This is a genomic window from Nocardioides sp. (assembly GCF_031422975.1).
Lineage (GTDB): Bacteria > Actinomycetota > Actinomycetes > Propionibacteriales > Nocardioidaceae > Nocardioides.
The window spans coordinates 1-13,991 of the sequence record NZ_JANPEO010000552.1 but is presented as its reverse complement, the minus strand read 5'-3'; the positions used below and the strand labels follow the sequence as shown (position 1 = coordinate 13,991).

General features: G+C 69.3%; 15 protein-coding genes. 6 read left to right on the top strand and 9 right to left on the bottom strand.

All coding sequences use genetic code 11. The features are described from left to right. Positions 1–488, top strand: a 488-nt coding sequence (locus tag RMO85_RS16555) for a hypothetical protein (RefSeq protein ID WP_310529821.1), incomplete at its 5' end; no start/stop codon positions are given. Between the two features lie 22 nt (positions 489–510). On the opposite strand, the gene RMO85_RS16550 is transcribed toward RMO85_RS16555, so the two are convergent. Further along, a complete protein-coding gene (locus RMO85_RS16550) occupies positions 511–1,428 on the bottom strand; it encodes an LCP family protein (RefSeq protein WP_310529820.1) in 918 nt (305 codons plus the stop codon). Next, positions 1,428–2,036 (bottom strand): hypothetical protein, encoded by a 609-nt coding sequence (locus RMO85_RS16545; RefSeq protein WP_310529819.1) that lies wholly within the window; start codon positions 2,034–2,036, stop codon positions 1,428–1,430. Before RMO85_RS16545 ends, RMO85_RS16550 begins: the two co-directional genes overlap by 1 nt. Before the next feature lie 164 nt (positions 2,037–2,200). Between RMO85_RS16545 and RMO85_RS16540 the strand changes: the two genes are divergently transcribed. Further along, positions 2,201–5,941, top strand: coding sequence for a multifunctional oxoglutarate decarboxylase/oxoglutarate dehydrogenase thiamine pyrophosphate-binding subunit/dihydrolipoyllysine-residue succinyltransferase subunit (locus RMO85_RS16540; RefSeq protein WP_310529818.1), 3,741 nt, complete (start codon positions 2,201–2,203; stop codon positions 5,939–5,941). A gap of 15 nt (positions 5,942–5,956) precedes the next feature. Continuing rightward, positions 5,957–6,133: a DUF6104 family protein gene (locus tag RMO85_RS16535; protein WP_310529817.1), complete on the top strand. Its 177-nt coding sequence runs from the start codon at positions 5,957–5,959 to the stop codon at positions 6,131–6,133. 14 nt (positions 6,134–6,147) lie between these two features. Here RMO85_RS16535 and RMO85_RS16530 read toward each other — a convergent pair whose 3' ends face one another. From RMO85_RS16530 to RMO85_RS16520, 3 genes are read right to left on the bottom strand one after another with little or no spacing between them, the layout of a single operon-like run. After that, a complete protein-coding gene (locus RMO85_RS16530; RefSeq protein WP_310529816.1) occupies positions 6,148–6,345 on the bottom strand; it encodes a hypothetical protein in 198 nt (65 codons plus the stop codon). Positions 6,346–6,355: 10 nt separating this feature from the next. Then, complete coding sequence (locus RMO85_RS16525) at positions 6,356–7,471, bottom strand: acyl-CoA desaturase (RefSeq protein ID WP_310529815.1); 1,116 nt, start codon at positions 7,469–7,471, stop codon at positions 6,356–6,358. A 10-nt stretch (positions 7,472–7,481) separates the two neighbouring features. Beyond that, entirely contained in the window at positions 7,482–8,591 is a 1,110-nt protein-coding gene (locus RMO85_RS16520) for an iron-sulfur cluster-binding domain-containing protein (RefSeq protein ID WP_310529814.1), read from the bottom strand. A 146-nt stretch (positions 8,592–8,737) separates the two neighbouring features. Between RMO85_RS16520 and RMO85_RS16515 the strand changes: the two genes are divergently transcribed. Both RMO85_RS16515 and RMO85_RS16510 read left to right on the top strand, forming a co-directional pair. Then, entirely contained in the window at positions 8,738–9,370 is a 633-nt protein-coding gene (locus RMO85_RS16515) for a TetR family transcriptional regulator (RefSeq protein ID WP_310529813.1), read from the top strand. Positions 9,371–9,390: 20 nt separating this feature from the next. After that, positions 9,391–9,909 carry a nitroreductase family deazaflavin-dependent oxidoreductase gene (locus RMO85_RS16510; protein WP_310529812.1) on the top strand — a complete coding sequence of 173 codons (519 nt, stop codon included), beginning with the start codon at positions 9,391–9,393 and terminating at the stop codon, positions 9,907–9,909. A 3-nt stretch (positions 9,910–9,912) separates the two neighbouring features. On the opposite strand, the gene RMO85_RS16505 is transcribed toward RMO85_RS16510, so the two are convergent. From RMO85_RS16505 to RMO85_RS16490, 4 genes are all read right to left on the bottom strand, one after another. Then, positions 9,913–10,611 carry an SDR family oxidoreductase gene (locus RMO85_RS16505; RefSeq protein WP_310529811.1) on the bottom strand — a complete coding sequence of 233 codons (699 nt, stop codon included), beginning with the start codon at positions 10,609–10,611 and terminating at the stop codon, positions 9,913–9,915. 10 nt (positions 10,612–10,621) lie between these two features. After that, on the bottom strand, positions 10,622–11,590 hold the full coding sequence (locus RMO85_RS16500) for a zinc-binding dehydrogenase (RefSeq protein WP_310529810.1): 969 nt from the start codon (positions 11,588–11,590) through the stop codon (positions 10,622–10,624). Positions 11,591–12,040: 450 nt separating this feature from the next. Continuing rightward, on the bottom strand, positions 12,041–13,219 hold the full coding sequence (locus tag RMO85_RS16495) for an NADP-dependent malic enzyme (RefSeq protein WP_310529809.1): 1,179 nt from the start codon (positions 13,217–13,219) through the stop codon (positions 12,041–12,043). Next, the gene (locus RMO85_RS16490) at positions 13,129–13,545 is read right to left on the bottom strand and encodes a S24/S26 family peptidase (RefSeq protein WP_310529808.1); all 417 of its coding nucleotides are present in this window, start codon (positions 13,543–13,545) and stop codon (positions 13,129–13,131) included. Before RMO85_RS16490 ends, RMO85_RS16495 begins: the two co-directional genes overlap by 91 nt. A gap of 127 nt (positions 13,546–13,672) precedes the next feature. Between RMO85_RS16490 and sodN the strand changes: the two genes are divergently transcribed. Next, positions 13,673–13,991, top strand: a 319-nt coding sequence (sodN, locus tag RMO85_RS16485) for a superoxide dismutase, Ni (protein ID WP_310529807.1), incomplete at its 3' end; no start/stop codon positions are given.

Sequence of the window (13,991 nt, the reverse complement as noted above, 5' to 3'; positions counted from 1 at the left end):
ACAAGTCGATCCCGTGTGAGGGCACGCGCGGGCGGACCCTGAGCTATCACGTGCCCGCGGCCGGCGTGCTCGGCGGACTGGTGGCGCGCGTCACCGGAGTGACCTACTCACACAGCGGCAGCCAGCAGGGGAAGTCGGATCTCGCCAAGGGCTTCTCCTCGGTCCGGATCGCCAACACCTCCGTGCCCCGGGTCGGCCTCGAGATCAACGATGTCTTCAGCAGGGTCGCGATGCGCGGCAAGGAGGGCAGGACCGTACGGTCGACGGTCGCCTCGAGCATCGGCTCGATCACCTTCCAGGGGCAGCCCATCGCCGTACCCGGCGTCGGTCAGACCGTCGAGCTGCCCGGTGGTGCCGGACTGATCCAGCGCCAGCTCGTCGTGGACAGCAAGTACGGCGCCAAGTCGATCGGCCTGCGGGTGCAGCTGTTCGCCGATGCGGTCGTGCTCGACCTCGCGCTGGCCGACGGCCACATCTACCCCCGCTGATACCCCCGCTGACGAGGCCGGGTCAGCAGCCCTTCAACGTGGCATCGGCCCTGGCGGCACTGCCGAGCCGCCGGGCCTGCGCCACGTCGGGAAAGACCACGCTCTGACCACCGACCGCGCCGATCCGGCCACCGATCACACACGTCGTGATCTTGCCGGGTTCGACCTGGGCGACCGCCTGCGCCAGCTCGTAGAGCTCGGCCGGGCCGAGGTCGGTCGACAGGTGCTTGAGCACGGTCATCACGCCACGCTCGATGAAGCCGGGTCGGTCGGCCTGCGAGCGGATGCGGGCATGGATGCCGCGCAGCGTCCGCTGCTGGTTGGCCGAGCGGTCGAAGTCGCCGCCCGGCAACGACTTGCGGATGCGCGAGAAGGCCATCGCGTCGTAGCCTCCGAGATGGATCCGACCGGACTTGAAACCGTCCCGCTTGAGGTAGGGGTCGGTGAAGGCGCGTGGGTTGCGCACCTCGATGCCGCCGATGTCGTCGATCATGTTCTCGAAGAACGGGAACCGCGTGACCATCACGTAGTCGGGGCTGACGCCGGTCAGCTTGGCCATGGCACCGGCCATCGCCGAGGGTCCGCCGAAGTAGAGAGCCGCGTTGATCTTCTCCATCCCGTGGCCGGGGATCGCGACCCAGGAGTCGCGCGGCACCCCGATCGCCGTGGCCGCGTCGGTCTTCGTGTTGATCCCCACCAGCTGGAGCGCATCGCCGCGACTGTGCAGCATGTCCTCCCCCGGCCGCGCGTCCGAACCGACGGCGAGGATCCAGATCACGTCCGGTCCCACGGAGACACCGCCGGCGCGCTTGATGCGCACGAGCTCGACATCGGCGGGCTGCACGCTCGAGTCGGGTACGACGACCGCCGCCCCCATCAAGACGATGGCGAGCACGCCCAGTCGCAGGGCGCGGGCGAGCCCCCCGGTCGGGCGAGACATCACAGCCACCCCTTCGAGACGTCATAGCCGAAGACCTGCCAGCCCCTGGCGCTGCGCGTGAGGAAGAGTCGCCCGCGCACCTGGAGGCGGCGGGTACGCTCACCGGTGGTGCGGACGCGGAGATCGAAGCGGGCGGTCACCGATCGGGCGCGAGCGTTGACCGCGAGCAGGTCCAGCCGCACCTTGCGCATCAGCGGCGTGAGCGAGTCGGCGGCGAGATCCGCGTTGGTCATCAGCTCCCGGTCGTACGTCGCCCGCCTGCGGGCACCCGCAGTGAACCCGGGGAAGGCCCCGGAGAGGCCGGCCGAGGCGCGATCAGTCGACAGGTAGGCGGCCTCCCACCAACGATCGACGACCCTGGTGACCTCCTTGCGCACGGACTTGCGGCGGGTGCCGGGAAGCCGGCCGACGATCCGGCCGATCTCGGCGGTGGTCGCCAGCTCGGCGGGCGTGGTGACGACGACGTGGGTTGCGGTGCGACGTGTCGAGGGGCGCGACTCGTCGCTGCATCCGGACAGGACCGCGCTGATGATCAGGGCGAGGCTCAGCAGCAGGGTGCCGGCCAGGCCCCGGGCCCGTGGGGGTCGACCCGGGAGGACAGTTCGCATTGGTTCTCCAGTAGTGGCGCATCTGGTGCCAGAGGTGCATGTGGTGCTGATGACACCTTGCCCCAAACACCCCCTCCGGCCCTGCATTTGTGCGCGTGTGCGACTAGCCTTGAGAACCGATCCCAGATCCCAGTCGTGCCTATCAGGAAGAGGCGAAGCAAGCCGTGCCGCAGTCCCCCACCGATCAGTCCGGCAACTCTGCCGTCGCACCGTCCTCCGACCTCGGAGCCAACGAGTGGCTCGTGGACGAGATGCGTGAGCAGTACTCCGCGGATCCGGGCAGCGTCACACCGGAGTGGGCCGCCTATTTCTCGACCAATGGACACGTCGCCACGGCCACCACGAGCGCGCCCGCCGCGGCCAAGCCCGCGGCCGCTGCGCCTGCCCCGACCCCGACGCCTGCTCCTGCTCCTGCTCCGGCCGCCCAGGCGAAGCCGCGGCCCATCGCTGCCGCCGCCGAGCCCGCTGCGGGCACGACGACGCCGGTCGCCAAGGACCCCAAGCCGGCCGCGCCGGCTCGTGCGAGCGAGGAGCCGAAGCACACCGTGCTGCGCGGGATCGCCGCCGCGACCGCCAAGAACATGGACCTCTCGCTCTCCGTGCCGACCGCCACGAGCGTGCGCAACATCCCGGTCAAGCTGCTGTGGGACAACCGCATCGTCATCAACAACCACCTCAAGCGAGCGCGCGGCGGCAAGGTCTCCTTCACGCACCTCATCGGCTACGCGATCGTCAAGGCCATCAAGACCCAGCCGGCCCTGAACAACACCTTCGCCGAGGTCGACGGCAAGCCGACGATGGTCACGCCGGCCCACATCAACCTCGGCCTGGCCATCGACCAGCAGAAGGCGGACGGCACGCGCCAGCTGGTGGCCCCGTCGATCAAGGGCTGCGAGTCCATGGACTTCGCCCAGTTCTGGACGGCCTACGAGGAGGTCGTGCGCAAGGCCAAGGACAACAAGCTGACGATGGAGGACTACTCCGGCACGACGGTCAGCCTCACCAACGTCGGCGGTCTCGGCACCAACAACTCCGTGCCCCGGCTGATGCAGGGGCAGGCAGCGATCATCGGCGTCGGCTCGATGGACTTCCCGCCGGAGTTCCAGGGCGCGTCCGAGGAGACCCTCACCCGCAACGCCGTCTCGCGGATCATGACCATGACGTCCACCTACGACCACCGCGTCATCCAGGGTGCGCAGTCCGGCGAGTTCCTGCGTGCCGTGCACCAGCTGCTCCTCGGCGACGCCGGCTTCTACGACGAGATCTTCCGCGCGTTGCGGATCCCCTACGAGCCCATCCGCTGGGCCCAGGACGTCTCGGCCAGCCACGACGAGGACGTCAGCAAGCAGGCCCGCATCCTCGAGCTGATCCACTCCTACCGCGTGCGCGGACACCTGATGGCCGACACCGACCCGCTGGAGTACAAGCAGCGCAGCCACCCCGACCTGGAGGTCGAGGAGCACGGGCTGACGCTGTGGGATCTCGACCGCGAGTTCGCCACCGGCGAGTTCGGTGGCGCTCGCAGCTTCATGAAGCTGCGCAGCGTGCTGGGGATCCTGCGCGATTCCTACTGCCGCACCGTCGGCATCGAGTACATGCACATCATGGATCCCGAGCAGCGCCGGTGGATCCAGGAGCGGGTCGAGCAGCCGCACACCAAGCCGCCCCGTGAGGAGCAGCTCCGGATCATGCTCAAGCTCAACCAGGCCGAGGCCTTCGAGACCTTCCTGCAGACCAAGTTCGTCGGCCAGAAGCGCTTCAGCCTGGAGGGTGGCGAGACCACCATCCCCGTCCTCGACGAGATCTGTGAGGCCGCCGCCGAGGTCGGCCTCGACGAGGTCACGATCGGGATGGCCCACCGCGGCCGGCTCAACGTCCTGGCCAACATCGTGGGCAAGAAGTACAGCCAGATCTTCCGCGAGTTCGAGGGCAACATCGACCCGCGCACGGTCCAGGGCTCCGGTGACGTGAAGTACCACCTCGGCGCCGAGGGCATCTTCCTGTCCGGGCGCGGAGACACGATCAAGGTCTCCGTCGCGGCCAATCCCTCGCACCTCGAGGCTGTCGACCCCGTCCTGGAGGGCATCGCCCGCGCCAAGCAGGACGTCTTGAACAAGGGCGCCGACTACCCCGTGCTGCCGCTGCTCGTCCACGGCGACGCGGCGTTCGCCGGCCAGGGGGTCGTCGCTGAGACGCTCAACCTGTCGCAGCTGCGCGGCTACCGCACCGGCGGCACCATCCATGTCGTCGTCAACAACCAGGTCGGGTTCACCACCTCGCCGGGATCCTCCCGCTCGTCGCTCTACTGCACCGACGTCGCACGCATGGTGCAGGCGCCGATCTTCCACGTCAACGGTGACGACCCGGAGGCGTGCATCCGCGTCGCCCGGCTCGCCTTCGAATACCGTCAGGCGTTCAAGAAGGACGTCGTCATCGACCTCGTCTGCTACCGCCGCCGCGGACACAACGAGGGTGACGACCCGTCGTACACCCAGCCGCTCATGTATGACCTGATCGAGCAGAAGCGCTCGGTGCGCAAGCTCTACACCGAGTCCCTCATCGGCCGTGGCGACATCACCGTCGAGGAGGCCGAGCAGGTCCTCAAGGACTACCAGCTGCAGCTGGAGCGGGTGTTCACCGAGGTCCGCGAGGCAAGCAACGACGCGGTCTCGGAGTGGACCACGGTCCCCGACTATCCGGACAAGCCGGCCGGCGAGTTCACCACGGCAGTCCCCCCGGAGGTCCTCAAGCGGATCGCGGACGCCTACGTCACGCCGCCGGAGGGCTTCACGGTCCACCCCAAGGTGATGCCGCAGCTCCAGCGCCGCTCGACCGCGATCACCAGCGGCCCGATCGACTGGGGCACCGGCGAGATCCTCGCCTTCGGCTCGCTGCTGATGAACGGACGGCCGGTGCGGCTGGCCGGTCAGGACTCGCGTCGCGGCACCTTCGTCTCGCGCTTCGCCACCATCATCGACCGCAACAACGCCGATGAGTGGACCCCGCTGACCAACCTCACGGAGGACCAGGCCAAGTTCCACGTCTACGACTCGCTGCTCTCCGAATACGCCGCGCTCGGCTTCGAGTACGGCTACTCGGTGGCGCGTCCCGATGCACTGGTGCTGTGGGAGGCCCAGTTCGGTGACTTCGTCAACGGCGCACAGACAGTGATCGACGAGTTCATCTCCGCCGGTCAGACCAAGTGGCGCCAGCAGTCCGGCGTCGTGGTGCTGCTCCCGCACGGCTACGAGGGCCAGGGTCCCGACCACAGCTCGGCCCGGATCGAGCGCTTCCTGACGATGTGCGCAGAAGACGCCATGGTCGTCGCGCAGCCCTCGACGCCGGCGTCGTACTTCCACCTGCTCCGCCGGCACTCGCTGGGTGAGGAGCACCGCCCGCTGATCGTCTTCACACCCAAGTCGATGCTCAAGCGCAAGGAGGCGGCCTCGCAGCCCGACGACTTCACCGGCGACACGACGTTCCGTCCCTTCATCGGCGACGAGACCGCCGACCCCGCGAAGGTCGAGACGCTGCTGCTCTGCTCAGGTCGCGTGACCTGGGACCTGATGGTGGAGCGGGCCAAGCGCGAGAGCGGCGAGAGCTTCGCCATCGGCCGTATCGAGAGCCTGTACCCGCGCCCGGTCGACGAGATCCGCGCCGAGATCGCCAGGTACCCCCACCTGAAGGCGATCCGCTGGGTGCAGGACGAGCCGGTCAACATGGGTCCGTGGCCGCACTACCAGCTCAACGTGTGGCCCAGCCTCGACCTCACCGTCGAGCCGGTGACGCGTCCGGAGTCCGCATCGCCGTCCGTGGGCACGATCAAGCGTCACACCGAGGAGCAGAAGTCGCTCCTCGACTCGGCGTTCGCGTCCCCGGCGGCTTCCCCGGCCCGCGACTACTGAGGGTCTCAGGCACCGATGTACTTCACGGACCGGGGTCTCGAGGAGCTCGACAAGCGCAGGGGTGACGAGGAAGTCACCCTGGCCTGGCTCGCTGAGCAGCTGCAGGTGTTCGTCGACACGTTCCCCGAGTTCGAGACGCCGATCGAGCGGTTCGCCACCTGGTTGGCGCGCCTGGACGACCCCGAGGACTGAGCAGCGCTCAGTCCTCAGGCGTCGTCGTCGTGAGCCTTCTTCGCCGACTCGCGGATCTCGAAGACCTCAGTGGCAAAGCCACCGATGGAGCCGGCGACGTCCTTGACGGCCCCGGTGATGATCGTGGTCACCTGCCCGACCGCGGTCGCGGCGGCCGCGACGGTGTCCTGGACAGCGTCCTTGCGGATCTCGTTCTTGCTCAGCCGGGTCATGACGCCAGTGTCACGCGGCGATCGCAGGCTCGGCAACCGAGGTCGTCTCGTGAGACGTGGCGCGGGTCGGTAGCGCCATCGTGCAGATCTTCCGTGCGACGCTGAAGAGCTGCTTGCTCAGCGAACCGGTGTTGTACGCCAGGCCGTAGCGCTCGCAGATCTCGCGGACCTCGACGGCGATCTCGGGGTAGCGCCGGGCCGGGATGTCGGGGAAGAGGTGGTGCTCGATCTGGTGGCTGAGGTTGCCGCTCATGAGGTGGAACAGGGGGCTGCCCTCGATGTTGGCCGAGCCGAGCAGCTGCCGGTAGTACCAGTGTCCGCGCGACTCCTCGGGACCGTTTGGCCCATCGACGTCGAGGCACTCCTCCTCGGTGAAGGTGGCCACCCCCGCCGGGAAGTGGCCGCAGAAGATGATGTTGAAGGCCCACACGTTGCGGATCAGGTTGGCGGTCGCGTTGCCGGCCAGGGTGAGCGGGAACAGCGGTCCGGTCAGTGCGGGGAACAGCACGTAGTCCTTGAGCGCCTGGCGCCGCACCTTGCGCATGATGCCGGCGTGCAGGGACTTGTTCTGCTCCCAGTCGCGGGTGCCCTTGACGAGGTTCTCGACCTCGAGGTCGTGCATGGCGACGCCCCACTCGAAGAACAGCATCAGGCCGAGCGCGTAGACCGGGTTGCCGAGGTAGTAGGGGTGCCACGGCTGGTCCTCGTCCATGCGGAGGATGCCGTAGCCGATGTCGCGGTCCTTGCCGAGCACGTTGGTGAACGTGTGGTGGATGTAGTTGTGGCTGTACTTCCACTGCTCGCCCGGGCACACGTTGTCCCAGTCGTAGATGCGCGAGTTCAGCTTGGGGTCGCCCAGCCAGTCGTACTGGCCGTGCATCACGTTGTGGCCTATCTCCATGTTCTCCAAGATCTTGGAGACCGACAGCGCCGCGACCGCGAGCGGCCAGGCCGGCGGCAGGTAGAACAGCGCACGGCCGGCGACCTCGAACTGCTGCTGGCGCTTGACGACGCCACGGATGTACGCCGCATCCTCCTCGCCAAGGTCGGCGATCACGCGTTGGCGGATGGCGTCGAGCTCGCGGCCGAACTCGTCCAGCTGGTCACGGGTCAGGGTGGTGGTCATGCGACTCCCTTCACAGGTCCACGGAGCAGTCGCCGGCGGGCGCGCTCACGCAGATGCGGATGTCTTCGTCGGGCCCGGAGGATTCCTCGCCCGTCATGATGTTGCGGACGGTGCCGCCCGTCTTGCGGGCGGTGCAGCTGAAGCAGATGCCCATCCGGCAGCCGAACTCCGGGGTCAGGCCGAGCGCCTCGGCCTGCTCGAGCAGCGGAGCACCGGTGTTGGCGCCCGCGACGCCGGAGCGGGTGAAGCTGACGTCACCCTCGGCGGAGCCGGCGTCCTCGTCGGTCGTGCGTGGCCCGAGCGGCGCCTTGAAGAGCTCGACGCGTAGGCGGTCGGAGCCGGCGTAGGCATCGATGACGAGCTCGACCAGCCCTTCCGGGCCGCAGACCCAGGTGTCGGTGTCGCGGAAGCCGGGCACCAGGCCACCGAGCTCGAGCTCGTTGAACCTCTGGCCACCGTGCCGCAGGTGCACGTCGACCTGGTTGTCGGCGGCCGCGATCTCGGCCAGCTCGGCGGCGTAGATCTGGTCGGCTCCGCTGCGCGCGAAGTGCAGGAAGGTGACCTTGCGGTTGGCGCGGTCGGCGTACCCGTCCCTCAACAGGGTGCGCACGATGGACATGGCCGGCGTGATGCCCGACCCGCCGGTGATGAAGAGCAACCGGTTGTTGGTCGGCGTGGCCGCGCTCTCATGGAGGGTGAAGTCCCCGCCCGCCTGGCTCAGGTGCACCATCTGCCCCGGACGCGCGTCATGGACCAGGAACTTGCTGACCTGTCCCTCAGCGCGCGCACGGATGGTCAGGGTGATCTGCTCCCCGGGCAACGAGGCTGCCGAGGAGATGGAGAAGCAGCGGGTCAGCCGGCGGGCGGCGCCCGGCAGGTCGACGCCGACCTGGACGTACTGCCCGGCCCGGTGCCCTCGCCAGGTGCCGGTGGGCTGCAGGGTGACGGTGGCGACACAGGCGCCCGGGGTGTCGGTCTCACGGAGGACGGCGACCACGCGGGCCCGCACGTCGTGCGCGGCCCACATGGGGTTGAGCCGCTCGAGGTAGTGGTCGACGCCGTGCGGCGAGGCGAGCGCGGCGGCAGTCCTCGACCTCAACAGCGTCGTGACGAGTGCCATGGGGAGGCTCCTTCCGAAGTTTGAGTGAACGTATGTTCACCCAAAGTCTGCCGGGATTGCGCGCTCGCGGTCAACATGGACCGGGCGTGATCTACAGCACCCCGTGCACAGTCGTCCACTCACCACCCTGGTCTACGATCGCGATCATGACTGGAGCGCTGGGCGAGGTGATCGAGACCCGCAGCGAGCGCAAGCAACGCACCCGCCGCGCGATCCTGGACGCCGCCCTCGCGCTGACCGACGACTCCAGCCTGGTGGCCATCTCGCTGCGGCAGGTCGCCAAGGAGGTCGGCATCGTGCCCACCGCCTTCTACCGTCACTTCGACTCCGTCGAGTCACTGGGCCTGGCGCTGGTCGACGAGAGCTTCGAGTCGCTGCGGGGACTGCTGCGCGACGTCTGGCTCCGCTCCCCGCAGTTCCAGGACTACATCGACGGCTCCCTGCCCGTGCTGGCCGACCATGTGCGCGCCCACCGCGCGCACTACGCGTTCATCGCGCGCGAGCGGGCAGCCGGTCCCCCGCGGGTGCGCGAGGCGATCCGGCACGAGATCGAGCTGATCACCCGCGAACTGGCCACCGACGTCGCGCGGGTCCCGGGCGGCCGGGCATTCTCCACCGAGCACCTCAACCTGCTCGCCGACCTCATCGTGTCGTTCGTGGTCACCACGGCCGAGCGCCTGATCGAGGAACCCGCCGCGGAGGCGCGGATCCTGGCCGAGACGCGCACCCAGCTGCGGATGCTGATGGTCGGAGCACTCAATTGGCGGTCACGGCGCTGAGCCTGTGGCAATCTCGCCCCATGAGCCTCTCCGCCGACCTGAATTACGGCCACCGCGACGCAAACGCGTTCCAGCGCCTGGTGCAGAGCTTCTCCTCGACCCGACCGGGCGCATGGCTGTTCTCGAAGTTCCTGCGCCACCTCGACGAGGCCGTCCTGCGGCTGACCGGTGGCAAGCACTCCGCGCCGGGGCTGCTGGCCGGCCTGCCCGTCCTCGACCTGACGACCACGGGCCGCAAGTCGGGCCAGCCGCGCACCAGCCACCTGATCTCCATCCCGATGGGCGACGACCTGGCCCTTCTCGGCACCAACTTCGGCCAGCCGAAGACGCCGGCGTGGGTGCTCAATCTCGAGTCCGAGCCGCGCGCAGCGGTGCGCTATCGCGACGTCACGGCCGCCGTCACCGCCAGACCGGCCACGCCGGCCGAGCGCGCCCGGGTGATGGCTCGCGCGGCCGGCATCTACGGCGGCTACGAGAAGTACCAGCAGCGCATCACCGGTCGCGACGTGCGCATCTTCGTCCTCGAGAGCGCCGACTGAGCCTCAGGTGCCGGGGCGCGGCACGACCGGACGCACCGTGAGGTCAGGGATCGTCGCATCCACCGGCAGGTCCAGCACGTGCAGCACCGTCGAGACCACCGTCTCCGGGCTGATCCATCGCGAGGCGTCGTAGGTGCGCCCCTCCTGCTCGTGCACCTTCTGCTGCATCGGGGTGGCGGTCCGGCTCGGATAGATCGTGGTCACGCGGACGCCGTGCTCGACCTCCTCGGCGCGCAGCGCATCGGCCAGCGTGCGGAGTCCGAACTTGGACGCGGCGTAGGCCGACCACTCCGCGTTCGCCGTCAGGCCGGCCGACGAGTTCACGAAGACCACGATCCCCCGGCTCTCCCGCAGGTGCGGCAGGAACTCCCGGGTCAACACCGCCGGCGACGTGAGGTTGACCGCGAGCTGCTCCTGCCAGTCATGGAGCCGCAGCCGTGACACGGGGGCCAGCTCGACCACGCCTGCGACCTGCAGCAGCGAGTCCACCCGGCCTTCGACCTGGCGACCGAGGCCGTTGAGGGTGCCGGGATCGGCCAGGTCCACCAAGAGCACCTGCGCCTGCGGGAAGTCGAGCGCCAGGGCCGCCGCAGTCGTCTCGCTCCGCGCCAGCAGCACGAGCCGATCGCCCCGCTCGGCCAGCGCACGGCCCAGCGCCGCGCCGATGCCGGACGTGGCCCCGGTCAGGACATGGGTCCTCATCGACCGACGTTCATCGGGTCAGCACGATCTTGCCGAAGACGTCGCCCTCGGCCATGGCGGCAAAGCCCTCAGGGGCCTGCTCCATCGGCAGGATGCGGTCGATCAGCGGCCGGGTGCCGGTCGCATCGAGCAGGTTGACCAGCGACGCCAGCTCGCCGCGGGTGCCCATGGTGGAGCCGATCACCTGCAGCTGCAGGAAGAAGATGCGGGTCAGCTCTGCGTCGTCGAGCTTCGGTCCGCTCGTGGTCCCGCTGATGACGATCTTGCCGCCGGGGCGCAGCGATCGCACCGAGTGCGACCAGGTCGCGCGGCCGACGGTCTCCATCGCCGCATCGACCTTGACCGGCAACCGGGCACCGGACTCGAACACCTCGTGGGCGCCGATCTCCAGGGCCCGGGCCCGCTTGCCCTCGTCACGGCTGGTGGCCAGCACCCTGAGCCCGCCGGCGCGCGCCAGCGTGATCAGGGCGGTGGCGACTCCTCCGCCGGCACCCTGCACCAGCACGGTGTCGCCGGCCTTCAGCCCGCCCTGGGTGAAGAGCATCCGGTAGGCCGTCAGCCATGCCGTCGGCAGGCACGCGGCCTCCTCGAAGCTCATCGAGGCCGGCTTGGCGATGACGTTGGCCCGCGGCACCACGACCTTGTCGGCGAACGTGCCCTGGTGCCGCTCGGAGAGCAGCGACCGCTTCGGGTCGAAGGTCTCGTCGCCGCTCCAGGTGGGGTCGCTGATGACCGCGTGCACGACGACCTCGTTGCCGTCCTCGTCGAGCCCGGCCGCGTCGCAGCCGAGGATCATCGGCAGCGCCTCCTGCTTGAGGCCGACGCCTCGCAATGACCACAGATCGTGATGGTTGAGGCTGGCGGCCTTGACCGTGACCGTCGTCCAGCCGTCGGGCGGCGTGGGGTCGGGGCGCTCACCGACCACGAGGCCGGACAGCGGGTCGTCGGAGGCGAAGGCATCGGCGTAGACGGCGAACATGTCGCCCACGCTAGCGAAGGGGCCGTCCGACTCCCGCGTCACCCGCCGAGTCGGCGCCAACCACCCGCCGAGTCGGCGCTACTCACCCGCCGAGTCGGCGCTACTCACCCGCCGAGCAGGCGCGGCTTGTCCAGCCGCAGCCAGCCGAGGCCGATGGTGAGCTTGGGGTCCTCTCGAATCACGTGCGTGAGCCGGATCGCGTCGGCCAGCTCGGTCGCGTCGTGATCAGCTGGACGGACAGGAAGCGCAGCATGTCGTCAGCGGTCGATCGAAGCGCCCCGGCGGCCGGGATGCCCTCGAGCGGCCAGGACTCGACGGGCCTCTGGCGCCCTCGATGTCCCGGCGCCATCCGGGACCGCTGCACGACGCCGAGCTGCCCGTCGGCGCTCCAGCTCGGCCTGGACGTCCGACTCCCACTTCTCCATGACGGTCAGGCCAGGAGCGAGGTGGTCACAGCCGTGCGACGCCGTCGCGGCGGGCGGCCTCGGCCACGGCCTGGCGTACGGCGCCCGGCACCCGCGGGTCGAAGGGCGATGAGATGATGAGGTCCTCGGCCAGGTCGTCGCCGACGAGGTCGGCGAGCGCCGTCGCGGCGGCGAGCTTCATGTTCTCGGTGATCGCGGTCGCGTGCACGTCGAAGGCACCGCGGAAGATCCCCGGGAAGGCCAGCACGTTGTTGATCTGGTTGGGGAAGTCCGAGCGACCGGTGGCGACGACGCGGGCGTACTTGTGGGCCACATCGGGGTGCACCTCGGGGGTCGGGTTGGCCAGGCCGAAGATGATCGCGTCGGGCGCCATCGACGCCACGATCTCCTCGGGCACGGTGCCACCGGAGACACCGATGTAGACGTCGGCGCCGGCCATCGCGTCGGCCAGGGTGCCGCTGCGCCCGAAGTTGTCGGCCGTGTCCTTCGCGAGCGCGGCCTTGACCGGGGTGAGGTCCGAGCGCACGGAGCTGAGCACGCCCTGGCGGTCGATCACGACGAGGTCGCGCACGCCGGCGCCGAGCAGGATGCGGGCGACCGCGACGCCCGCCGCACCAGCCCCGGAGATCACGACGCGGGTGCCCTCGGGGGTGCGCCCGGTCAGGCGCAGGGCGTTGGTGAGCGCAGCCAGGGCAACGACCGCGGTGCCGTGCTGGTCGTCATGGAACACCGGGATGTCGAGGCTGGCCTTGAGCCGCTCCTCGATCTCGAAGCAGCGGGGTGCGGAGATGTCCTCGAGGTTGATCCCGCCGAAGCTGGGGGCGAGCCGCTCGACGGTCTCGATGATCTCCTCCACGTCGGTGGTCGCCAGGCAGATCGGCACGGCGTCGACGCCACCGAACTGCTTGAACAGGACCGCCTTGCCCTCCATCACCGGCATGGCCGCGGCCGGGCCGATGTCGCCCAGCCCCAGGACCGCCGTGCCGTCAGTGACGATGGCGACGGTGTTGGGCACCCAGGTGTAGTGGCGGGTCATGCTCGGGTCAGCAGCGATCGCTTCGCAGACGCGCGCGACGCCGGGCGTGTAGGCCAGTGACAACTCGTCTCGACCGGTCAGCGCGACCGTCGAGACCGTCTCCATCTTGCCGCCGAGATGCAGGTCGAAGACCGGGTCACCGGCGAAGGGGTGCGACTCCGGTTCCATGCCCCGATCCTTCCACAGCTCACCCACGCGACCCGGGCCGTCCCATCCGCATCACACCAGGCGTGGGGAAGGCCACAGTCGCAGTCGGACGACGGCCAGCACGGACTCGTTCTCCACCGGGCCCCGGTGGCGGGAGTCGACGCCCTCGTCGTGTTGTCGCTCAGCAGCCACCAGCCGCGGTCGCCGGACCGCGTCAACCGCGGCTCCACGGCGCGCTTGACGGCGAGCGTGCCGTCCGCGAACCGCGCCAGAACGACGTCGCCTGCGGCCGGCGCTGCGGCGTACGACACCAGCAGCCGGTCGCCGTCGGCCAGCGTCGGTGCCATCGATCGACCGTGGACGACGGCCATGCCATACCGCCCGAGCAGGCACGCAGGACCCCGCTGCATCGGCCTCTTCACGCGGAGTAGTGTCGCAGCGAACGAGAGATCTCCCCTATCTGAGAGGACTGCGATGTTCCAGCTCTTCGCGCCCACCATCGACGTCTCGGCCCACTGCGACCTGCCGTGCGGCGTGTACGACCCCGCCCAGGCCCGCATCGAGGCCGAGTCCATCAAGGGCATCATCGCCAAGGTCGCCGACAACGACGACCCCGACTTCCGCACCCGCGCGATCCTGATCAAGGAGCAGCGCTCGGAGCTCGTCAAGCACCACCTGTGGGTGCTGTGGACCGACTACTTCAAGCCTCCGCACTTCGAGAAGTACCCCCAGCTGCACACGCTCGTGAACGAGGCCACCAAGCTGGCCGGCGCGAGCGGCACCAAGGGTGAGC